The organism is Bilifractor sp. LCP19S3_H10 (assembly GCF_052119185.1).
Classification (GTDB): domain Bacteria; phylum Bacillota; class Clostridia; order Lachnospirales; family Lachnospiraceae; genus Bilifractor.
Genome location: NZ_JBQKFT010000008.1, coordinates 98,225 through 121,972 on the forward strand (window position 1 = coordinate 98,225; position 23,748 = coordinate 121,972).

20 protein-coding genes are annotated in these 23,748 nt (G+C 40.6%); 3 read left to right on the forward strand and 17 right to left on the reverse strand.

The window, feature by feature from the left end; all coding sequences use genetic code 11:
* Positions 1 to 217: 217 nt before the first annotated feature.
* The 15 genes from ACTQZS_RS08305 to ACTQZS_RS08375 all read right to left on the reverse strand — a co-directional run bounded on the left by ACTQZS_RS08305 (position 218) and on the right by ACTQZS_RS08375 (position 18,798).
* Positions 218 to 1,039: a hypothetical protein gene (locus tag ACTQZS_RS08305; protein ID WP_441475404.1), complete on the reverse strand. Its 822-nt coding sequence runs from the start codon at positions 1,037 to 1,039 to the stop codon at positions 218 to 220.
* Positions 1,040 to 1,060: 21 nt separating this feature from the next.
* Entirely contained in the window at positions 1,061 to 1,927 is an 867-nt protein-coding gene (locus tag ACTQZS_RS08310; RefSeq protein WP_441475405.1) for a hypothetical protein, read from the reverse strand.
* A gap of 208 nt (positions 1,928 to 2,135) precedes the next feature.
* Complete coding sequence (locus tag ACTQZS_RS08315; protein ID WP_441475406.1) at positions 2,136 to 3,629, reverse strand: hypothetical protein; 1,494 nt, start codon at positions 3,627 to 3,629, stop codon at positions 2,136 to 2,138.
* A gap of 66 nt (positions 3,630 to 3,695) precedes the next feature.
* Positions 3,696 to 5,057, reverse strand: coding sequence for a hypothetical protein (locus ACTQZS_RS08320; RefSeq protein ID WP_441475407.1), 1,362 nt, complete (start codon positions 5,055 to 5,057; stop codon positions 3,696 to 3,698).
* Between the two features lie 48 nt (positions 5,058 to 5,105).
* A complete protein-coding gene (locus ACTQZS_RS08325) occupies positions 5,106 to 7,079 on the reverse strand; it encodes a type IV secretory system conjugative DNA transfer family protein (protein WP_441475408.1) in 1,974 nt (657 codons plus the stop codon).
* Complete coding sequence (locus tag ACTQZS_RS08330) at positions 7,076 to 8,416, reverse strand: hypothetical protein (RefSeq protein WP_441475409.1); 1,341 nt, start codon at positions 8,414 to 8,416, stop codon at positions 7,076 to 7,078. Before ACTQZS_RS08330 ends, ACTQZS_RS08325 begins: the two co-directional genes overlap by 4 nt.
* Positions 8,413 to 9,039 (reverse strand): DUF6100 family protein, encoded by a 627-nt coding sequence (locus ACTQZS_RS08335; RefSeq protein WP_441475410.1) that lies wholly within the window; start codon positions 9,037 to 9,039, stop codon positions 8,413 to 8,415. The genes ACTQZS_RS08330 and ACTQZS_RS08335 overlap by 4 nt, the downstream gene beginning before the upstream one ends.
* Positions 9,036 to 9,719 (reverse strand): hypothetical protein, encoded by a 684-nt coding sequence (locus ACTQZS_RS08340; RefSeq protein ID WP_441475411.1) that lies wholly within the window; start codon positions 9,717 to 9,719, stop codon positions 9,036 to 9,038. Before ACTQZS_RS08340 ends, ACTQZS_RS08335 begins: the two co-directional genes overlap by 4 nt.
* Before the next feature lie 91 nt (positions 9,720 to 9,810).
* Positions 9,811 to 12,294, reverse strand: a complete 2,484-nt coding sequence (locus tag ACTQZS_RS08345) for a type IV secretion system DNA-binding domain-containing protein (protein ID WP_441475412.1) — start codon at positions 12,292 to 12,294, stop codon at positions 9,811 to 9,813.
* Complete coding sequence (locus tag ACTQZS_RS08350; protein ID WP_441475413.1) at positions 12,264 to 12,689, reverse strand: hypothetical protein; 426 nt, start codon at positions 12,687 to 12,689, stop codon at positions 12,264 to 12,266. The genes ACTQZS_RS08345 and ACTQZS_RS08350 overlap by 31 nt, the downstream gene beginning before the upstream one ends.
* A gap of 125 nt (positions 12,690 to 12,814) precedes the next feature.
* Positions 12,815 to 13,249, reverse strand: a complete 435-nt coding sequence (locus ACTQZS_RS08355; RefSeq protein WP_441475414.1) for a hypothetical protein — start codon at positions 13,247 to 13,249, stop codon at positions 12,815 to 12,817.
* A gap of 76 nt (positions 13,250 to 13,325) precedes the next feature.
* Entirely contained in the window at positions 13,326 to 16,736 is a 3,411-nt protein-coding gene (locus tag ACTQZS_RS08360) for a hypothetical protein (protein ID WP_441475415.1), read from the reverse strand.
* Complete coding sequence (locus tag ACTQZS_RS08365) at positions 16,657 to 17,220, reverse strand: hypothetical protein (protein ID WP_441475416.1); 564 nt, start codon at positions 17,218 to 17,220, stop codon at positions 16,657 to 16,659. The genes ACTQZS_RS08360 and ACTQZS_RS08365 overlap by 80 nt, the downstream gene beginning before the upstream one ends.
* 20 nt (positions 17,221 to 17,240) lie before the next feature.
* Entirely contained in the window at positions 17,241 to 17,771 is a 531-nt protein-coding gene (locus tag ACTQZS_RS08370; protein ID WP_441475417.1) for a hypothetical protein, read from the reverse strand.
* A 19-nt stretch (positions 17,772 to 17,790) separates the two neighbouring features.
* Entirely contained in the window at positions 17,791 to 18,798 is a 1,008-nt protein-coding gene (locus ACTQZS_RS08375; protein WP_441475418.1) for an Alp7A family actin-like protein, read from the reverse strand.
* Between the two features lie 154 nt (positions 18,799 to 18,952).
* On the opposite strand from ACTQZS_RS08375, the gene ACTQZS_RS08380 reads away from it, so the two are divergent.
* Genes ACTQZS_RS08380 through ACTQZS_RS08390 form a run of 3 tightly spaced genes read left to right on the forward strand, consistent with a single transcriptional unit; the run spans position 18,953 to position 21,233 of the window.
* Positions 18,953 to 19,330 carry a hypothetical protein gene (locus ACTQZS_RS08380; protein WP_441475419.1) on the forward strand — a complete coding sequence of 126 codons (378 nt, stop codon included), beginning with the start codon at positions 18,953 to 18,955 and terminating at the stop codon, positions 19,328 to 19,330.
* A 45-nt stretch (positions 19,331 to 19,375) separates the two neighbouring features.
* Positions 19,376 to 20,275, forward strand: a complete 900-nt coding sequence (locus ACTQZS_RS08385; RefSeq protein WP_441475420.1) for a ParA family protein — start codon at positions 19,376 to 19,378, stop codon at positions 20,273 to 20,275.
* A complete protein-coding gene (locus ACTQZS_RS08390; protein ID WP_441475421.1) occupies positions 20,262 to 21,233 on the forward strand; it encodes a ParB/RepB/Spo0J family partition protein in 972 nt (323 codons plus the stop codon). The genes ACTQZS_RS08385 and ACTQZS_RS08390 overlap by 14 nt, the downstream gene beginning before the upstream one ends.
* 26 nt (positions 21,234 to 21,259) lie before the next feature.
* Here the strand turns inward: ACTQZS_RS08390 and ACTQZS_RS08395 are convergent, their stop codons facing one another.
* Together ACTQZS_RS08395 and ACTQZS_RS08400 are read right to left on the reverse strand one after the other, a co-directional pair.
* Positions 21,260 to 22,798 (reverse strand): DUF3854 domain-containing protein, encoded by a 1,539-nt coding sequence (locus ACTQZS_RS08395; RefSeq protein ID WP_441475422.1) that lies wholly within the window; start codon positions 22,796 to 22,798, stop codon positions 21,260 to 21,262.
* Between the two features lie 109 nt (positions 22,799 to 22,907).
* Complete coding sequence (locus ACTQZS_RS08400; RefSeq protein ID WP_441475423.1) at positions 22,908 to 23,684, reverse strand: Sak single strand annealing protein; 777 nt, start codon at positions 23,682 to 23,684, stop codon at positions 22,908 to 22,910.
* Positions 23,685 to 23,748: the final 64 nt, after the last annotated feature.

A 23,748-nucleotide genomic window follows, 5' to 3' on the forward strand; every position in this document is an offset into this window, starting at 1 on the left:
AAAGATCCTCCGATTGTCTGATGTAATCGTAAACGCGGCAGTATACACTCCATTCCTTAAGCCGTCAAAAACATCCTTATACATTGTTACGGTAATATTTCTGACATTTGCTGCCTGCCGGGACTCACCTAAAAGAACTTTTACATACGGTCTACGCGGTTGTTTGGTGTTCTCTATATCCGGGCCAAGTAATGTCCACCGCTCGAATCCGAAGATTTCAATGCTCACTTTTATCAGCCTCCATTTCACGAAGAAAGAGACCCCGATGGCTTTCCACGGTTTTCTTCTCCGTAACATAGTATTTTGCTCTGATCTTCTTATTCCAAATTCCCGAATAGCGATAGCCGTTCTTTGCTAAATAATCTCGATATTCATATGTTTTACCCTCAACTTTGACGGTTATAATCGGGTCATGTACAAGATCTGTGAAGGGATAGCTTTTAACACGGATGCGTTCAATCTTCTTAAATCTTGTCTCTAGTTCTCTTCCATCGTCTGCATATGCGTTCTTTTCCCAGAGCTGTTCAACTGGACTGTAAGTAAACCCGTTTTCACGCAACATATCCCTGGTTCCGGTCTTACACTTTGAATTATCAACAACCAATGTCACAAGATCCGCATTGACTGCTTTTTCGCAGCTGTATGCATCAGTAACCGGTCCTGTTATCATTGCCATCTGCTTTATCTCCGGCAGGTAAGAAACCTTTTGATACTGGATGTATCCGAGTCGAACTGCAACAGACAGCAGCTGAAACATGCAACGATAAAAACTCTTGGAATGTTTTTCACTGCCATATTTACAAAAAATGATATGATGGGCCAGGTTGTGAATCCCACTTACAGCTATTTCCATTCCCGTGCGGTTCAGATTAAAGATTTCGATCACTGCCGAATCTCTTCCGGTCTGTGGAAGATACCTTCCATTCATGGCTTTTTTATTTCGATTGACCATTCGAAGAAAATAAGGATCCGACGCATCCTCATACCCTGTATATTTCTCCAGCGACGAAAGCACAATCTTCAGCTTTTGTCCGGTCATATGCAGCCCTCCCCTCTTCTCTCATTTTTTTATAGTCCCACCCGTAATCACCGCATGGTTAAGTCCAACGGCAAAGTTTACGGTTTTTTCTCTCTGTACAACGCACAGAAGCGTTATTTTGCCGTTTTCTGTATTAAGGCAATATGTATAAGGGTTATCTTTTAAATCGTCTCCTGAAGGCTCGCAGAGCCTTATACGGAAATCCGGAACGTCTTCACTGATGTCGTATCCCTGACTGTCTATGTCAAACACAGCTCTCACATATTCATGGTCACTATCTAATTCCGGCAGCCGTTTGCCATTTAATGGAGTTTCTGACAAATCCACCTCCTGCGGATCTGCCTTTTCCAACCGGTCAAGCTTCAAACCCATTGCCACTTTTTCTGTAGTCTGTCCCCGATAATAGACCTCCGTTTTTACATAATCTCCGATTGAGCCCTCTTCTGCAGAAAGATCGCGTTTTGGCTTATCCGTTTGTCCCTTATTTGTATGGAAAGCATATTCGTTATACACAAGTGATTTTGCCGCTAACATTTCATTTTTTGATACTTCTCCTTTTGTCCCGGCATAATACACCATCGTTTTACTATCCTTGGCGATCAATGCCAGGTATCCGTCAAAATCTGAAAAATACGTCGTATTGTATAACGCCTCCATATGACATGTATAAATTCCTTTTGACATATCTCTATAGGAATCGTGATAATAAGATACGGATGAAATATCAGAAAGCCGGATATTAGAAGCTAATTCAATGGCATCCTGTAATTTCTCTACATCTGCATACGTGCCGTCCAGGAAACATTCTCCATAAATTCCATAATCCCGTGTAACATACGCATCTGCCTTATCCGTTTCCAGATGATATCCAGCATTAAGATTCAGCATGTCATCCGGAGTTTTCACATCGATAAAATCCGCATATTCACTTGGGATGCAAAAGGCACTCGACTTCAATCCATATACGTATTGCATGCCCTCCGGCACCTTACTCAGGTACACATCGGTTTCGTTTGATCCGCAGCCGGCAAGCAGGAACGCAACAAGCAAGATCGGCGTAAGGCATCTTTTTTTCTTTTTTATCATTCTTTTTCCCTTAGCCCGGTGTGGTATCACCAATTTCTCCTTCCTCCAGCGGATCTTCTTCCGGAGTGTAATAGTATTCATCATTGTTTTGTTCCGTTGTGTTTGGCTGCGTGTACGTATATTGTGGTTCTTGTACCGGCTGCTGTGTCTGTACCTGTGGTTGTACCTGTGGTTGTACCTGTGGTTGTATCTGCTGAACCGTGCCCCCACCGGATACATCCTTCTGCGAAGTCTGTTGTGTCGGCACCGGTGTTACTGTTTGTGCCTCGATGGGTGTTTCCTTTGAAGGTTCTGCTTTCGGCGTCACACTTGGAGATGCACTTGGCGTCGGAGTGGGTGTCGGAGTTGGTGTTGGTTTTGTATCTTCTTCTTCTTTCACTTCTTCGTTGTCATCGGAATGCGTAACATCTACATCCATTGTGTTATAGCCATACATTACAACCTTATATTCGCCTTCTTCCGGATTATTAATATCTGCTGAACCCGTATTCATATCAATTTCTATCTTCCTGCCATTGGGCGTCAGAATATAGGCGGAATCGACCTGAATAAAGTCCTCGGAATAGGAGAGACGTACAGAGGTTTGATTTACATTGCTTTTGATTCTGAATTTTTTCGTATTCTCCGTTTTCTTCAACGTATCATCAATGGAATGTGTAATACCATCAAACAAATTCGGTTCCGTAAGATCATAGCTTTCAAGATCTTTCGCACTCGCTTTTCGATCTGCAATGTAAAGAAAATAGCCGGCGTCACCCAACAGATAAAGCCCGCTTTTTGCATCCTCCGGCATCTGATATTCCACATATCCGATCGTCGTAAGCTCCAATGGATCAAGATTAAAGGTTTCTGATGATTCATAGAGATGGCTGTCTGCATAAGCTTTCATATCCGCATATTCCGAACCCACAAACACACCTAGGGTATAATCTTTGCCTTTGGTAAGATTATTTACCGTACCGGCTTTAGTAAGGGAAAATCGTTTGCCATCAATGGTCCGGATATTGAAATTATCCCCGTTTATGTATTTGTCCGTGACCGCTGACATAGACGACTTGTCTTTCAGGTTATTTTTGCTGGCCGTAAAATAATCACCGGAATCGTTATACGTCATTGCGCGGATGCCAAGTGTCCATCCTACCGGTTTGTATCGTTCTACAAGCAGCGTTTGGTATACGGAATCATCCCCGCTTTTTACGCATACCGTTTCATTCTGATACAAAACCGGAATATTCTTTTCCTGTTTTGCAAACAGCAGGATGTTATCGTTAGACGGATCCGGAGCGTATTGCGCAGACTCCCCGCCAAACGTATGCATTGGGTAAAATCTTGTTCCATCCTTCACATAGAAGAGGTCACTCATGAGAGTATCCAACGTAGCTACAGAATACTTTGTCTGCTGAACGTTTTTATTTTTGAATATGATATTGTCTCCGCATCCACTTAATGTAGTGATGGAAATAATGAGAACCGCAGCAATCGCTGTAATCCGCTTCTTTCCCATAAGTCCCTCCTCTGATGTCTATATAATATATCTTAATTATTTATACATTATGATTTTGTCAAAAAATCAACCAAGGATATTCGTGATATAACCGTTAATTTCATATTTCGGATCACCATACTCGTCTTTCTTTACGTTGATTTCATGCAGATTGATCATAACAGTTGTTCCCACAGAAGGAATATTAAAAAAGTCACGGTTCAGATTGCACAGGCAGTCAAATGGCAGTCCATTCAGTTTTGCAAAAATCCGGCCATTTTCCACAACGGAGATCGTACCTTTGACATTATCCCTGGGATGAAGATGTCCAACATAAAGCGCTCTTTCATCGAATGATCCTCTTTTTACAGAAAATGTAACTTCGAGAGGATTTCGATTAATTTTCATGACTTTTACGGGCACTGTTTTTCCGACCATATTACTGATGCCCTTCTCCCTGTAATAATCATACAGGTTATACACTCGTGACCATGTAACCTCGCCTACCGGAATGGACGCTTCAACGCCGAATGCCTCTATACCAAGATAATTTGCAGTCATATAGATGACTCGCGCCTCTACAATGTCGCCTTCATTTATCATATATCCGCCGCCACGAACAGGTGTCATATAATATCTTGTCGCTTTCCGATCGAGAACAGGAAGCCTGGTCGCGAGAGCAATCCGCTTTGTCTGATCAAAACGCTGTACCATATATTCCACTTCGGAACCGATACGCTGGTTAGCAATTACGCTAATCTCATTATTACGTCCATCTTCCTGCGCTGTTCCATCCTCATTTACTCTTCTTCTCGTGAACTTACTGATCGGAATATAAACGGCGATAGGCCCATCCGCAACGACCAGCATCGGCATTCTGCGCTGTTCGCCTTTTTTATTACGAAGTACCATGTTATTGGTTACGGACGCAACCGTGCCTTTCATAATAAGACCGTGGCCATCATGGAATGAACTCGCAGCATAGGTATAATCCGCAAGATACTTACGAAGGATAGCCGTGGTATCCATGAATTCCGTTCCATTCAATCCGTCAATCGCACGAATTCGGGGAGCGGAATATGTCTTTCGGATGCTCCGTCTGCTGCCGGTAACCACTTGTGCTCCATTTTCATCAAGTGTGCGGTTGTCATTGACAGATACAGAAGCCGCATCTGCAGCTTGTTCCTCCTGTTCGATTTCCTTTTCATTTTCTTCTGCCATCTTCTTGATTTCGCTTTTACTAAATTTTGTCATTTCTTCGGGAGCAATGTCCTTAGATTCCTTGATTTCCATGTCCCCCTCATCTGAAATAACAGCCTCGTCCAGTTCAAGATCAGAATCCCCGGCATTCACCTTCATTTCTACCGTTTCCTCTGCGCTATCGGGCTTCTCCATAGAATCTGTGCTTCCCAGTGCCATATCCATTCCTACCTTATCCTGCTCACTCATACCTAGACTCCTTTCGTGTTCTGATAAATAAGAGTTAAATTACAAAAATCAAAAACCGGACATTGGCGAATGATGCTTCGGCGTATTGTCTCTGGTTTTTGGTTTCTTTCCATTGTCGTCCCCATAAGGTTTTCCTGCCTGTCCGTCGTCTCCTGGATTGTTGTGGTTATGATTTTGCCCAGGCTGATTATCATTTCCTTCGGGGATACCTTTTGGCCCTGAATCCAATACTGGAGGTTCAGGTTCAATATCCGCCTTCCCTTTGTCCATTTTCCACTGCGGTATATGATTGATTACCGGTTCGGAATCACATTCCTTATAGTATGGATGATCCGCCCAGTAGACGGTTGATACTTTCTTGTAGTGCTGCCCGTACGCAAAGATAAGTGCGTAATGCGAATTACGCTTTTCGTTAAGCCGCATTATCATATCAGGCGTCAGCGCATTCGTTGATGTCGTGGATACTGCCGTAGTCGGAGCCTGCAGCAAACCTCTTGCAAAGGTCGTTTTACGTTCTGTGTATGCGGTAGCTTCGCCTGTCCAATCTGAATAGAACTTTGCTGTTTCTGCGTCATTCGTTCCCATAAAGATGTTTAGATGAGATACATTGAAAATCGTTCGATATTCATATGGATAAGTACGCATAATGTCTTGCAGAGATTGAAAAAACATCGAAATATGGATTCGATTCTTTCGTACGTTATTCAATACGCCGGACCAGTTCACCATATGGAAAATCGAAGGAAACTCATCCATAATCAGGTTGACCGGAACGGGAAGTCTCTGTCCCGGCTGACTATAAGCAACTCCATTTGCCAGTGCATCAATCATGCAGCTGTAGATCACTGCCGCCAGCCAGTTCATACTATGGACATTCGCAGGAACAGAAATAAAGTAAGCGCATTTTTTTAATCCTGGCGCAATAAGGCTGGTGTCATTATGCGAAAGCATTTCCACTACGGATGGGATTGACAAAGCTGACATCCATGCCTGCACTGTCATCCTTGTCTGTTCCTGATGCTTACTGTCCGACTCTGCCCAAGACGCTGCTGCAATCCTTGCAGGATTTTGCCGGTCGATAGTACTAAGAAGCTTTTTTAATTCAGAGGCAGATTTCAATGCATGTTGATACAGCGCTGGAAGATTACGCATATTTTTATCATTGCTGCATCCGCCTTCACTTTTATCTGCCCAGGGCTTTGCCACATAAACGAGAAGGAATGATAAAAAAGATTCGGTAGCCTGTGAGAAATAGTTTTCCTCTGCACAGTTCGCAGCAATCAGATTTGCAATTGTTTCGGCAGTCTGCACCGGATCTCTGGAATAATCGAATAACGTCAATGGATTAATCCCATCTGAATGAATCGGATCTATGAAATTAATAATCCGTACTTCATACCCTTTTTTTCTGCAAATCCCCTGAAGATTTTCGGCAGCCTCGCCGGATGTATCTGTAACTACAAAAGATTCTCCTCTGCGTAAAATTTGAAAAATCAGAGGAAATACTACCGATTTCGTTTTGCCGGCACCAGATGTAGCACATACTGTCATATGTTCGTTCAATCCAGTGTATTCCGGATCAAAAGTATAAACTTTCCGCAGATTTTTATTCTGCCATCCGATGATAGTATTTTTCGTATTCTCATCGTCAATATCCTTGACTAAATAGTAGTTTTCGGCTTCCGTATCACTCATCTGCCTTGCTGTTCCATGCTCTCCAGATTCGGCAAACTCGCGCGGATCATCATCTGTGTCCTCTTCATACCATAGTTTTGTCATTCCCCAATACATGAGAGAAAACAAAATGAAGTACAAAATGAGCATAGCTAGTGGATGCTGAAAGGCTGAAAGAATTTTTTCGAAAAAACTAACGTGCATTTCCCCATCCATAATTTCGCTGGATGCCCCAAATATTTCTGCTGATATCATCACATCAACTGCAATCAGGATCAAACAGCCACGAATAAGCCCTCTTTTATGCTCCCTACGCAAAAACAAGAGTTTTTCATAAAAATTTCTCATACGTGTTCTCCAACGATGCTTTTGTCACCTTCTCGGCTATAAATGGCCGAGAATCCTCGCTTAGAAGTCTTAAAATCTGCAAAAACCTGCTCGACAGGAATCCCAATAACCTTGATGTTCGAATACGCTTTTATATATCGAAGAACCAATTGTTCCATAAATGAGTAACAGTAGATTACAAATCCTTGATCCTTATAGTAAGCAGCAGATTGCGTAAACATTCGTAACCGATATAAATCGGGAATCAGGAAACATAAAACATGAAGGTTGTCCTCTTCATAGTCGCAGGTAATATTTCCACTTGTCTTCTTCGGAGCATGTGCGTAAAGAGTAATCAATCGCTGGCGTCCTCCGCTTGTCAGAATCATGGAAAAAGCCATAGCACCTTCTCTCGATAATGGAAAATACAAAGACTCTCTTGGAAAAATAGATCCTTCATCAATCGAATAATATGTTTTTACCTTATCCCGTCCTCCATCAGATCCTTTTAGCAAATTCCAGATCAGGTCTTGTCTTGCAGCAAGAATGACAGTAGACTGATTTTCCAGCCGCACCTCCTCCGTACAAAACTTCTGCATAGCATTTGTTAAAGTCAGCCTTGTATCCAGTTCGGCACTGCCACGGATCAGAACAGGAAACTTTCCTGGCATGTTCAAAACCGAATATACATGACCACCATTGAATATCATTCCCTGAATCCGACCATTGCACGCCCTTGCCTGAGCATCCGGAAGTCCCATTTTCAATTCCCAGCTCGTATAAAAAGCGCATGTGTTTGGTTCAATATTTAGTCCGTTTGGTCTGAAATACTCCGCTTTATTAACGCTGATTGTTGCGCTATCCGATAAGATTTCATACCCGGCCTTAAATCCAGGGAGAATCTGTATATCCTTGTCTGATAATATACAATCATCTGCATACCCGGCTGTCGAAACAAAAAAAGCTGCTGCTTCTGACGTTGTTAGATTTCTCTGAATCAACTGTTCTCTTTTTATTTCTGATTGTGTTTGTCTTTCGCCTGAATCTGTCCGCATTCGGTTTGTCCCATGAGCTACAAAAAATTCCTGCCCCTGAAAAAACTCTTTTGAATAATTTCCCATTGATATTGCCATTTTTGTTGGGATCAATGTGCGGATACCTACTCTCGTATCTCCTTTATAGCGTACTTCTTCCAGATATCCATTATTTACAAGTTCTAACGCAGAACGGCGGAATGTATTTGCATTATCTTTGAAAAGGCTTAGGCAGCGATACGGCAGGCAACCACAATAGAATACAAGGTTCATTATGGTTCTTGAAGGGCTCCCCGGCAAAAAGAACTTTCGTCCGCTACTCATTTGGTATTAATTCTCCTGTAATATTCCATAAATTTATCTTTTGGGATTAAAAATATTTCGCTGCAATCCTCTCGGTTTCCTATGGAGGATACATATGTCTCGCAATGCATTGGTGAATCATCCATGCCAAAACACCGACAAAGAAGATCCGTCATGATCTTTGTTTCAATATTGTCATGGTCAAGAACATCGCGTCCATTTAGACTACCTTTGTAGCAATGCCTGTACCAGATAACAAACTGCTCTGGAAGGGTAAATCTTGATAATCGAACAATATGAAGAAATTCTTCCCGAAATCTTCCATAATATGCTTTTACGAGCTTATGATCACTTCTTTTCCATGCGATCATACGTGGAATCATCAAATGGAGTACCCCATTATCTATGTGATAGCAGATACTAAACTTTTCATTTTTATCAATATCTTCAAACTCACAAGTATGATCGCTCGTATATTGATAAGCCTGCACGGGAAATTGGTTTCTGGCATCCACCGTCATTTCTTCCATACGAGTAATTAACCGATAACAAATCTCGTTTTTTTCCTCTTCGGTTCCACTACCCTCGAGTAGTTCCAAATAATGATTTACCTGCTGTACATCTTTTTTTAGTTTGCTTATCATTTATTATCTTCAATTTCCTTCTTTATGGATTGCGAAGCCTTCGTAACTTTATAAACTTCAATGTCCGGCTTTACATTATGATCTAATTCCCTTGCAAATGGGCGGGTAAGTACAACTGTCATGACATCAAATTCAGGCATTGGCGGGATGGCTTGTGCGGTTTCATGATCCCAGGTGACCATAATTACTTTTACCTTTGCTGCTCCCTGACCATCATAATCATTCAGGGCATTTCGCAGGTGTTCATGCAATACATGTGCTTCGTTTGCCCGGTTTTCTTTTATAGCGGCAATATAATACACGCTGTTATTATCCGGACTTGCATATACAATTTTTAATGGTCTCGAAAAAGGAGCTGCGGCTGTGATGCATTGGAATTTATCTTTCAACGATACATCCTCTTCGTCATCATTCGCGCAAGCCAATTCCATGGCAACCCATATACAATCCAATAAGGTATCTCTTACTGGAGTCCGATCTGTAAGTTTAATGACCGTACCATCATCGCTGCATTTAATCAGTCCGCTTTTTATCATTTGGAAAAGAGCAAATCGTATTTTGGAATCCTTTTCTGAGTTTTCCGGATGCATAATCTCCATGATTTGTTCTACAGTGATTGTCTGGAAATGATTGACAATATCAAATATGGTCTGTTGGTAGACCTGATGGAAAACTGACATCTTTTATCCCCCTTTTTAGCCCCGCTCTTCTGTGATTCTTTGTTTACTATCACCGTGATAGTAAAATTCGCCCTACGCCGGAAGCAAATCATCAACTTTGTTCCAGTCTTGTCAGACCCAGGTATTCCTGACGCTTTTTTTCCATTTTCGGGTCCGTATTAAACGTCCAGAATTCATCCTGCGTTGCAATGAATTTCATCCGGGAATGAGCGCCACCTGCGATAAACAGTCCACTTCCTTTATGCGATTGCGTCACATATTTCAGCTCATCAGGCGAAAGATCAAACATCCGGTTCACTTCTTTTGCTTCCGATGGATCGGTCTGCATGATAATTTTTGTTGCCGCATTTGAAACAATGGTATGCGATACTTCACCGCCCATATCCATCTGTGTCAATTTTCCAACCTGTTGCGTTGCGCACCATACACCTGAACCATATCCTCGCATTGTCGCGTATTGTTCATCAATAGAAGCTGCTGTTTCCGGAACTCTTGTCACCTCCTGCACTTCGTCATAAAACAGAAGTACATATTCTGTACGACTTCGATGAGCATCTGCATTGCAAATACTCATTGCAATGAAGTAATATTCAGCCAACATATCGCCACACACATTTTTATCAACATCAAATGCGATCCATTTGTTATTAAGATCAACATTTGTTTGTCCGTTCAAATTTTTGCATCGGCCGTGGACGAACATCTGAATAGAGTTTCTGACGACTTTGAGCTCCTCGACCTCGGCAAGATATCGGTCAAAATCTGAGAATGTTGGAAAAGGTTTTCCGGATTCTACAAATCGTTTGACGGAAGCGTTGTCTTCTGTGATTCCGTAATCCTCATACATGTCATAAAGGACCTGATCCACCATGTTTTTCTCGTCCATTTTCATCGTCTGACGAGATCGCAGCACCAGCCATGCACGGATTTCTTCAATTTTTGCTGCCAGTAAAGATTTATGAGTAAATGCGCCGCCAGCAATCAGACTCTCATCTGCGTCATCCTGCAATCGGATTTCGAAAATATTGACACAAGATTGTGATCCAGGCATCAGTGATACGAACTCCCCATCAACCGAATCTGTGGATCGATGATAGTCGATATCGCCCTTGATTGGAAGAATCAACCGCATTTTCATTCCCATCAATCGCATATGTCTCAAAAGAACGTTCATCGCGAATGTTTTTCCGGATCCGGAAATACCGACAACAATCCCATTCGCGTTAGTTCGTGCATCCGTATTAAATGGATCAAATCGAACGAGTTTACCTGCTTCATCGATTGCCAGCACGGCCCCGTGCGGATCATTGATGTTATAGTCTGTAAATAAGAACGTGGTTGCTACCGCACTCGTAAGGAAATCATTCTCTGCGTAGGAACATATTGGCCTGTTTCGGTATGAAATCGGCATCGTCATAAAAAAAGCATCTGACATCCGATTGTAACATTCAATCATTCGGATATGCCCTCGCCGCATGGCCTGTATGAAGTTCCGTTTCAAGCTCATTAAATCTTTCAGAGTATTCGCAGACAGTGCAACAACCAGTACTGTTTTCCATAGATCCTCATCGCTTCTCATACGATCGGTGACATATTGGATATTGTTTGCCCGTCGTCGTCTGTCTTCTTGAATCCCCCCACTACGGGAATCCCGGATCATGGCTTTTGTGATTCTTTCCGATTGTTCCAGGCGATTCAGCGTAAAATCGTGCGACATCTTTTCGAACTGAATACTAAACGAAACCGATGTGCCAAATGCAGTAATACCATCCAACCATCCAATAGCAGCGGACAAAGGCATGGTAAGCGGTTGCATATACAACATGGTGTAATAAATTCCATCAATCACTACATATTGCTCGTGTCTGTCATCAACATAACTCGGAGCAAGGTAATTTCGGATATCCACATTTGGACTATATGAGTTTTGAAGGATACAGGCATCGTTCTCCATAAATGCTTGTCTGTCCGCAAACGGGACATTCTTTGATGTTTTTCGATTCATATACCGGTAGAGCATCTCCATCAGAAACTCATCATAATCATCTTTATGCTCGTTAATTCCAATGCCCATCCCGGAAAAGACCACAGAGTATTGCTCTACTCTGTCCGAAAGATAGTAAGCAATCTCTTCTTCACTCTCTGCCTGTTCATCTTCTGTAGCTTCATATTCGAAGAAAATATACGTTTTTCTGTCTACCGTTTGCTTTCTCGAAATCGATCGCATCCAATCTGTATATTTATCAATCTCTTCTTTTACCTTTTCGCTGTTTTCTTTTTCCGACTGATTTTCGATATAGCGTACAAGCCCTTCAATATCTGTTTCCATGGTTGTAGCGCACATACCCCAGTTTTTCGGCGCAGTACGAACCCACTCATTAAACGCAGTATAAATTCGTTCCTTCTCTTCTTCCGGCAGGGTGTAAAATGGAATCGGTCTGACATCGATAACCTTTACGTACTTTCTGGCACCGATTTCGTCGTCCAAAATGACCATCCCGTTTCTTACTGTCATTTTCGGCAGCCATTCCTGCGTACTTTTATCTACTGTTCCAGTTTTTCTGCTAATCGCCATAATATTGACTCTTTCACATCGCGCTTTGTAACTTCAGCTACCTTTTCATTCTGTTTCTTTTCATCTTCAATCACGGATTTTATTGGCGTATATAATTTTCTTTTTGACCCTTTCCGCTTTCTCTTCACAAGCCCTATGGTATAGCGGATAAAATCCTCATGATGTATCCCGGCAATATTGAAAGCAAAAATCGGGATTCCGTAGAACAGAGAAGCAATGATTTTTAACATCCCGGTAAGAGGAGTTGATGTAATAATCAGCAATGTAATCCCTGTCATAAGGATTGCTTCCAGTACATTAAACATGCTGATTCCGAATATTTTTCCGCTCGAAGCACCATACATGCTTGACACCGGCATCGTCAGCAAGACCAGGTCATTGTTTGTGTCTGCCATTTTTTACACCTCAAAAATGTTGTGTTTTTCTTAACTTTGTCTTGGTAAAAATCACACATGAAAGAATTATAAAAATATGGGGCAGGGACGAATCCCTGCCCTTTTATGTTTCTCCCAGTCAAAAGTCAGGTCGGAAGATCCAGGTTGTTGATCGTTGTACTATTATTTCCTTTCAGAGCATCCAAAATCTTCTGGATAATGAATGGTACGAGATAAGCAATCACAAGACAAGCAACCGCAATTTTGATTCTGTGAATTCCAGACTGAACACCACGATCATCCGTTGCAATCAGCATAAGGAATAACGATACCAGAACAACCACGCAACAAGTGACACCAAAAAGCGATTGGATCAACTGAAAAAATGTATTTGCGAGATCCACATATGCGCTCTTAATATCACCGGATGCAAAAACCGGGGACATCGATGTTGCCACAGCAGATAGCATCATAATCCCGCCGGCAATCTTCCCAATTTTTGAATTGTTCCATTCATCAATTGTACGATCAGCCGACCGTTTTACGCTCGTCTGTGCAGCACATATTTTGCTGTTCATCATTTTTTCTCCTTTCATGTATGATATATTACATATCTAATAATATTATACATTTAATTTGACAAAAAACAATATTAGTTCACTTCATTTTTTTAGTTCCTTTGCTTCTACTCGTCGGAACTGGTTTTCCAGCAGTATCGTACTTAATGGGTTTTTCTTTCCCTCGGTTTCCGTCACGATAACTATCTCTGCTTCCTTGATATGACGTTCCATTCATTCCTGATGATTCAGATGCTGTTTTTGGCAAACTATTTGCAGGTGTTTGAGAAGCAGCATTATTGGTCGGAATTGATATTGGCGAATTTGCCGGCGTTGGCTTTGGAATAGAAGAACTATTCAGTGTTTGACCTTGTGTCGGCAATGGACTCGCAGAAGAACTCGGTTCAGTTCTTGGTGTCGTAATCGATCTTGCTGATTTGTTTGTATCTTCTGAAAATGATCCATGATTTTTAGAATCCCGCATCTGACTATGCTGAATACGAATATATTGTCCCTTTGCAGAAGACTCATTATCACCTGGATTTTTAATTTCCATTACCGAAGTTCCCTTTTGGTATGTACCAATTGGTTTCTGAATCTTGTATTGTTCACCTTTCTTTTCATTCTCTACCAGATACTTGCCAGAATCGTCTTTTCCATATATGGCTTTCCAGCTATTTGTCTTATCATCCTGATTCAGCTTTTCTGCAAGGTTATATGCAGCTTCCTGTAAGCCTTCCTCTGAATTATTAAGCTTTTGCTCACCGTTTTCGCCATTAACTAAACCATATACTGTATTTCCATTAATCTTTACAGGATCTCCGATATTATGATCTTCTGTTTGTTTCTGATATTTCAGAGGTTCTGTATTACCATATGTTTCTGGAGAATAGGATAATCCGGCATCAACCACTTCGTTTCCGTCTTTATCATAATGGAAAAGGCTAATCTCTCCATTTCCTTCACTCCTCACATGAGTAGCATTTTCAGCTCCTATGGCTCTCAGATTATCCTGATTCAGTGCATTATAATGAGTTTCATTGTAATTCGGTATTGATGTTTGCTCACTCTCTTGTTTAAGCGCTGCCTTCTCCTCCTTAGAAAGATTCGAATTCATATTATTATATGTTCCAATCTGACGAACCTCTCCTTTATACATACCCTTATCCAACTCACCGCCAATATGCTTATCTCCATTATCCTGTCTCAGGAATAATCCTCCACCAATATCAACTGCGTCCTGACCGGGCCGTTTGGAAATATTTCCGGAAACTTTCTTTCCACCAACGATACCAACCGCATGGCCTTCTCCTGTGACAGGATTATAGGTTGTGCCTTTATCCCACTTCCACTTTTGTCCTTTTTCATTACCAGTTGTTTTAGCAAGAAAGTCCGCAGCGGTCCGCCCAGTAAGAACATGGCTTTTGCCGCCTCTGCGTTGATATTCCTCCGGTGTCAGACCACGCTTTGCTTCTCCAAAAACAATTGCATTGTTTTTCGGTTCTGCTCGTCCGACATTATTCATTGCTTTATCCACCTTATGACCGGATCTTGTCATAGAAGAAAGAATATTCGGCCCTTTTCCAGTTCCTGTTGTTGCATACAATGCCTTACCTGTTGTCATGCTGACAGCGGCTTTCCCCGCACTCCATCCAGCTTTCGCAAGGCCTGCACCTGCACGAGTAATAGCTACTGTTGATCCAACTGCACCCATAACAGCAGATGCAAGACCCATTCCCGTTTTCAGTGCAGAAAGACCCATGTTATTCAGATAATCGTCGATTTTGGTTGCTGCAAGAAGAATTCCAATCACAACAAGAATATATACAAGGTTTCCGCCATATCCATCATTAAGATTCTTCCAGGGATTCGCATCTGAGGAATAATTGTTTAACATGATGATTGCCAACTGAACCAACCAGGTGTTAAATACCATGATCAGGCACTCGGCAATGAAGGATCGAATAAACTTTGACGTAATACCAGAGGTGCTCTTGGAGGGCAACATAGCCATGGCAAGAGGAGCCATAATATACATCAGGTTACAAAGTAGCCATCGTTCAATAATTTCCAAATACAATCGCAAGAGAGTCAAGATAAGAGATACCTGCAACACGATCATAAACAAATTATTTATGATCGGCAGATTATCCGCAGTTGCATTTAAATGACCACTTAAATCTACATTCGTTAGACTTTTTAGTGCATCCGGATCAATGGTTACGCCATTCCCAGGGATAAAAAACGCCTGCATTCCACTATTTCGTCCGAAAAACAGCCATATCACACGATCCAGCAAAGGATAGATCAGCATAATCAATCCCGTCCCTGCTACCCCACGAAATACGATATTCAGTGGCGAATCATCGTTGCTATCCTGTTTTACCATACACAGATAAAGTCCAATAATCATATCAAATGCAAGAAATGTTAAAGCAACAATTCGAAAAGCGTTAAAGAAATAATATACTTGCGATGATTGCAGACTTCGTTTGGCCATTGTAGCTACCATTCCAACAAAAGACGGATTATTCGGATCTTCAATTCCATTTTCTGGTCTTGGATGCAGTCGAAAGCCCTCCGATATGCCTACCGTAAGCCAATCCACAATCGCATTATTTAATACCCATATTGGGGTAAGAAGAAAATTAAAAAGTTTTGCAGCGGCTTTTTGCAGCAGACTGTCTTGATCATCAGGATCTTCTGTTTCTGCTTCTTTATAATCGTTAAAACCGTCTGTGGTTGTATCAATTACACCATCCTCATTCGTCCTGGCTTCTTCATTTTGATCGCGATTTAACACAATGGTTATCGGCTTTGCTGTTCCTGCCCATATCTGTCCGGCAGTAGCGTCATTTAATTCGCTGGCGGTATTCCACCGCACATGCCCTTCTGAATCTGTCGTTACTGTTCCGCTGTGTCTGTCAGAATACAGATCAGCTGATTTCAGAACAAAGCTATCTGATGTATTCGCTTTTTTCGCATTGTATGCGCACCCGGCATAAATCAGGTTATGATATTCCCACGTAGGATCATTTGAAAGGTTAATCTGACTATTATTTCCATCATAATAGTTCGATGCTGCTTTGATATCGTATCTTACATATAAATCGACATCTTTATTTGTCTTTTTATTGTGTACAACATATTTAATCCAGCCAGCTTTAGAAATGTCTTTCGGTCTGCTGCCAACTACCCATTCCACAGCCTGTGCACCATTACTCAACTTCATCTTTGATGTTTCTTTATATCCATCATCGAAGGTCATCCCGCTCAATGCGCCACCAAGTTTTTTTGTAGATGCTTGTACCTGCGTCGGAGATAGCAGGATGCATGATGCCAGATACACAAAAACAAACAAAATGATGCCGATTTTGATCTTAACGCTCTTCCATTGAATCTTCGCTGTTTTCTCCCGCATAGTTTTCTCCTCATTCGGCTGAACTGCTGTACGCATTTTCAAATGCTTCATCCGGATCTGGATAATTTCCATATTTTCCCAGTGCATCATTCAAAGCATCTTGCGTGATTGGTTTACACTCATATTTCTGTGAGTTGTCAAAAACTTTCAGTTCATATCCTGCATCATAATTTGATGATAAATAAACGATCTTATAACCATTTTCCGGAACAATATCCGAAGCTACAGAAATGGCATACCATGGTGACCAATTCTTTATTGTCTTGTATTCATATGTACCAATTTCCTTCCGAAGTTTTTCTACCGTTTCATCAGATAGGTTTAATTCCTTGATCTCATTGAATGGATCAACAAAATATGTCCGATCAATCCCCTCTTGTAAAGAAAACGTCAGCGGTACGCTTTCACTATCGACGTCTTCTGTTTCGTCTGTTGTTTCAAATTGCTCTTTATTCATCTGATTCTCTGCTACTTCATTGCTATGTTTCGCCGTACGTACTACAATAACAATGATAGTCGAAGCAACCAGTAGCAATAGAATGATAACAACAAATAATATGTTCTTTCTTTTCACTTAATAGATCCTCCTTCCTGTTACTCAAAGTCGTTAAACATACTTAGAAACTGGTTATCGGATGATGCTGGAAGTGTTTCTTTTGTTTCTACTTGAATGGACGCATTGTAATTGGTCTCATCCACCTGTTTGTCGGTCTCTTCTAATCCATCTATACTATTCCCCCGAGTTACTGTCATATTATGGGTTTCTTGTTTTTTATTTTTAATTGATTTGTAGTCACTTGAATTATCTTGCGGCTGATATTCTTTACTATCACCGTGATAGTAACTGATTTTATTTTCTTTGTCGCTAGAATTTAGTTTGTCGTTCTTCTTTCTTTTTGAAACATCGTCGCATTTCTGTTCCCTATCACTGGTGCAGGAAGTATTGTTCCGCTTTTTTTTACTATCACGGTGATAGTAAGCTGTTTTCTCACTTTCGAGTCGCAATTTACCTTCCATATCGGCCCGTATCAAATCAGAGATGTACTTTCCCTTTCTTCTTGCGGAACAACGTGACAGTAAATACTGATATTCTGCATCCCGCAATTGTATTGTAAGTTTTGCCATCTTAATTTCCTTCCACGCATTATTTTACCTGTCTTTTTTGTAAGTCTGTAAGGTAAAAATATCCTCTTGCATTGTAATGAGGATCTGTCAGAAATTCACATTTCGGGCTTCGAATCTTAGCCAAACTATCCGACATAATTTCATTCTTCAAAAGTTCAGCTCCACCTCCTTCAAAAATACAAGGAACAGCTCTCGCATCACTAATATCCATCATGATTTTAGATAACAGATTTTTAACGTGTTCTTTTCTAGCACGTCTAATTATTCTTTCAACCTGTCTGGACGTTTCATCATCTGGATCAATCGTATAAATATTTGGCCGTCCCATTAAAATATCTTCTGCAATTCGTGAAGATATGGTTATTCCAAGATTCATTGACATATCATTCATAATCGTTTCAATCAAAAAATTTGTGCCAAGTTCATAAGATTTGCATAACGATAGAACGGTTTTCCCATCCCGAATATAAATGGTATCAGCTGTTCCCCCACCGATATCAACAATCAAAAGAGAAGGGAAATCAATAAATTTTGGCTTTGGCAAGTCTCCTGTCGATGCCGCATATTTAACATAGGCGATAGCCGACAACGCTTGTGGATATACATATACCGAATCAAAAATAAGTGGTATCCCCTTGCTGCCGTTATAAACCAATCTGGTTTCATTACGTTCCTTAAAATATTTTTCTATTTCTTTCTTCTCTGTTCGCATGTGCATAGGTGGAAGGCCTACAGCGAGTGAAACAGGGCGGGAGAGATCCAACCGTTGATTTTTGGATTCTCGTGCTGCCGCAAAAAGAGTTTGAACAAAGAGATTTTCATATTCAGTTTTCGACCGTATATAATTTGGAACGTCCCCGCTAAGCATCCATTTGCCGTCTTTATATGAAATGTACTCCTCACCCATTGCAGGGGCGACAGAATCTTCCCTCAATCCACTTGTGAATTGATCAAACGATGTTTTTATCGCATAATTCCCATGATCCACCGCAAGAATATTGTATTTATTTTCCTCATATATGTGCATACATAATTACCTCCGATTTTTATTATTTTATTATACTTTATTTTTAATATTCAGCAACATCTAATGCGTATTAGAGTTTTCTTTCACATATTTACAATTCGTGATTGTGTTAGTTTTGCTTGCTTTCTCACACATACGGTGCTATGATGAAATCATGAAAACAATTACCTTTACTGTAACATTAGCTTTTGCAGTTGCCAGGAAAAGAAAGATCTTTCTTGATGAGAACATTCAATCATTTTTTAAAGATCAGGCCCTGGCATCTTTACATAAGTATGGTGTTACAAACATACAACTATATTTTCGTTCTTATGGTGTTGTGATACAAGCCGATCTTCCCATAGGTATCACACCTGAGATGGCTGTAAAAATTGTAAAACGAGCTACAACTGGAAAAATGAGAAAGGAGTTTCCGGAGCTCAGAGCAATGAATGCCTTATGGACAAAGAAATATTGGTGGACAGAAGGAGCCCTGACAGAAGATCAGAAGATAGAAATGGATCGTTTTTTTGATTATCAATCAGCAAGATGAAATTTACTATCACCGTGATAGTGAATAGAAGGGAGTAGCAGGAGAGTGAAAAAGCCTATAAAAATTGCTTTTGGCGCAAGAAAAGGGGGCGTTGGGAAATCAACGCTTTGCGCTAATATAGCCGGATACCTGGAAGAAGAAGGTCATAGAACCTTAATTGTAGTATGTGATGATCAGGACGATCTTTCTCAAGTGTATTTACAGGATAGTTTTGATGGTATTCCATCTAATCCAAAATATGAGAAAGATAATCATAACTCATTGGCAGATGTGCTGCTAAATGGTCTTGACATTCATAAAGCCATTTATACAACAAGGGATTATCCGAAATATAAAAAATCCGCTTCCGGCATGCGAATACCCGACCGAAATGAATCTATACACTTGCACATTCTCCCGGCGGGAAAAACACTATCTGAAGTCGTTGTCCCTGTAGGAGAAGATGATGATGGAAATGAACAATTGATTTTTACGGTACTTGATGATGTTCTTGCACCATTGTACGATGAGTATGAATATATATTATTTGATATGGCCACCTCAAATGCGGAGTATTCCGGTATCTCTTTATTGGCTCTTGGTTCTGCAGATTATGTAATTGTCCCACTAAAGCCATCACCAAGAGATGCAAACAGCATATCTCTCATGGCTGACAGCATTGCAAAGGTCAATGCTGCGGGATGTAATACACAGTTACTCGGAGCAGTACTTAATTTATACAAAAAAAGAGAGTCTTCGAAACAATTATGGCTCACAACTTTTCGGGAATCCCTTGGCAATAAAATGTTTCAGGAGATTATTTTTGAAAGTTCAGACGTTGATAAAGCAGAGACATTCGGAGTTCCTTTATGTTCCTTTACATCGTCTCGCGTTGGAAACCAGATGCACCGACTAGAACATGAAATCATCAAAAAAATAGGAGCGTACAACAATGGCAAACTATGATATGAAAGCACTCAAAGGAAATGCTCAGGCAAAGAATCTTCTTGAAAAATCAATGGAAGCAGTAACAGGGACGGATAAAATCGTAGAAATACCAATTGATAAGATTCTTCCAAATCCGTTCAATGCAGATATCCCTATGGACGATATTGACGATCTTGCACAGTCCATAAAAGAAAATGGATTACTACATGAAATAACCGTATATGACATGTCGAACGGAACATACCAAATTCTGTCCGGTCATAGAAGGCTGGAAGCCTTGAAAAAAAATGGGGCAACCACAATTCCATGTAGAGTACGCCCATATGAAAACGACGAATATAAAAGATTTCAACAACATTTCGACGCCAACGCACAGACAAGGGACAAAGATGTGAGGTTTAAAATTGCAGAATTCAATCATGCTATGTCATTCTATAAAAATTCAAATATGACAGAAGACGAAAAAATGGATCATGTTTCTGCACTTTTAAGTAAAAACAGAACAGGATATTCAAAGGCTCAATTGTATCGGTTAAAAGCAGTAACCACACTTGATCCATCCGTATTAACGCTTGATAAATATGGAATTTCTGTATATTCAATGTCACGTGCTGCCAACCTTTCCAAAGAAGCACAAAAAGAATTGGTTGAAAGAGTAAAAGAATTATATCTACAGAAGCAGATGAAATCAGAGGATCAACCCGATAAAGCTTTACATGAACAGAATATTACGAAAAATGAATTTACAAGCATTTTTCTTCAGGTAAGCAAGGACATAGACAATAAACAAGCAGATACTCCAAAACCTATACCAAGAAGTTTTCAAACACGGTTAAGAGAAGCACAGGGAAAATACCTCGGATGGTTTGATAAAGTGAAAACACCAGAAGATAAAGATATCGCATTAACAGAAATTGAAGCGCTTGAAAAAGAGCTCGAAGAGAAGAAGAAGATGCTGAATGACATGACCTTTTAAAAAAAGCCGGGGAATCCCCGGCTTTTTCACTGCAGCTTTAATTTATCTTCGATAGAGTTTTGAATGGCATATTTGGAAGCCTCGTCATTCAGTTCTCTCAGACAGGCCTGATACAACCTTTCAAAATGCTGGTATGTGATAGCCTTTACATATTTTTTATAATTGATTCCCTGGTTATTCATCAGGTCATCAAATCCTTTTCCGTATTCTAGTTTCCAAACCACCATACGGACATCCATATTTCTTTCTTGTAATGCCTCTGCCAGTGATTGCAACTGCTTATGTACTGCTTTATTTCCCATAACGTCAGAATCAAAGGCAATATAAATTCTGGTGCGCCATTCCCTTACTTCGTCAATAAGTGACATGGCATTCTTCCATGTTGCAACGCCGGTAATATAAATGGCAATATTACCGGTTTCTGCAATTTTCTCTGCCTTGAACCTCCCTTCAGTTACAAATAACTGACAGGCACCCGGTTCCTTCGGATAAATTACACCACCAGGCGATCCAGAAGAAGAGCCCCCAATGTAATTTCTTTTTCCATGAGCAAATTCCGAAGAAAAACGGACATATCGTGACTCCTTTCCATTTACCTTATCCTTTCGGATATCAATACCGCATACCCAGGCACGAGAGTCAGTATTCAGAATTCCGATCCCTTGATAGGACATGTATTCATAAAATCCATAAATTCTGCCTTTCTCAGAATCAAAGTAGCATAGGCTATTTTCCATCTGTTTCCTTATGTTCTCTTCCGAGAACAGTTTTTTCGTTTTTTCCACCTCGTCGTTCGTAACAGGGCGGAAATAGAATCCCGGTATATAAGGGAATTGCCTCATCACCTTCTGAATAAATGGCAGTCCATATACCTCATTCTTTTCTGGTAAGGAGAGTTCTGACAAAGCACGCCCGTAACGCATTTTGGCGATACGGTCACACAACAAGTCCAGGATTGCCTTATGGAGATCCACGCCTTTTTTGAACATTTTCTTTCTCTCCGGAAATGAAAAATAATTTTTTAAATCCCCGTCAACCAGAAACCGTTCTCTCAACAGGTGTTTCCTGTGTTTTTCAGACAACCCGCACACTTCCGCCATTGCCCGGTAAACATTGTTTATCACATCTGGATCAGCGGTAATCTGGTCTCTACATGTTTGTTTTGCTTCAACAGGGTGGGAGAGTGCTGCATCTTTGGTTGTATATTTTTGTTTTGAAAAAGATTCAAACTGTTTTTCAGTTATCAAATCGAAATCATATGCGATTCGACACACTGTATAGTTTGCTTTTTCTTTATTATCATTTGGCATTGGTGCCTGGAGCACATCGTCAAAATATCGGGTCATGATAGATACAATACCCGAACCAGAAGCACCGCAGGAAAAACATTTCCATATATTTTTTCCTGGTGTAAACTTCATGCTTGGGTCTTCATCCTTATGAAAAGGGCACAGGAAAACAATGTGCTGTCCTTCCATATGGACTTTTTGAAAGTATTTTTCAATAATCAGATATGGATCTAAGTTAAGTATCGCAGCCCATACCTGGTTCATTTTATATAACATGACTGACCGCATCCTTTCAGAAAAAGCCGCAGAGTAATTGATTCTGCGGCTTTTCGTATTCTCAATTCGACCAACTACTTCGTTCCTTTAGGAGCGGGGTGTGATTGGCTTACATGTTTGATGCTACAAATTCAGGCATGGTAAATTCTTCCTGTCTACCTGCATTTTTTGCAACTTTCTTTTTTAAGCAAGCATCTATTTTATCCGGGTTTTCTTCCATCAGGTCCAGCTGATGGGAAAGGAAACGGTACATGCTTTCTGTAAAGTCTTCCAACCGAAGCGCCGGCTTATTCATATTTTTAGAAGTTGCTTTTATAAGAGCATTAAGAGAAAGTCCCATATGAGCAATTCTCTCATTAAGCTCCTTCATTTCTTCAACTGTGATGTCCGGATCAAGCTGAAGATTATCTTCCTTGGACCAGAACTCGAGTCCTATCCCGGTAATAATAGCGATCGCCTTCACCAGGCATCGCATAGTGGCCCGATTAATATCGGCCATATCAACAGCCTCAACTTTTTTCTCCTCCGGCTTTCCGTTTTTGTCTTTTACCAAATAATTATATGATTTTACTTTCATGGACTTCTTCTTCGCATCCAAGACAGGGAGAAGAATAGGGGGGAAGTAATCTACTCCGTTGAGGGATAACTCGATTCCGACGAGTATCCCCATATTTTCATCTACATAATAAGGCATTTTTTTTACCCCATACTCAGATGGTACATCAAAAAAATGCACACGATAAGCCCCATTTTCATACGATTGTTTGAAAATGGCCCACGCATCCGCCCAGGATGCATATTCCTGCTTCATCTGGTTTGTCGTTTTTATACTTCTTCCAGCCTTTTTATTATAGTTGGCTGAAAAGGTATTACCTTTATTATCCATGTTTTTCTCCTTTCTTAAATGAAAAGGAGCGATTAGCGCTCCTTTTCTAACTTTCTCTATAACT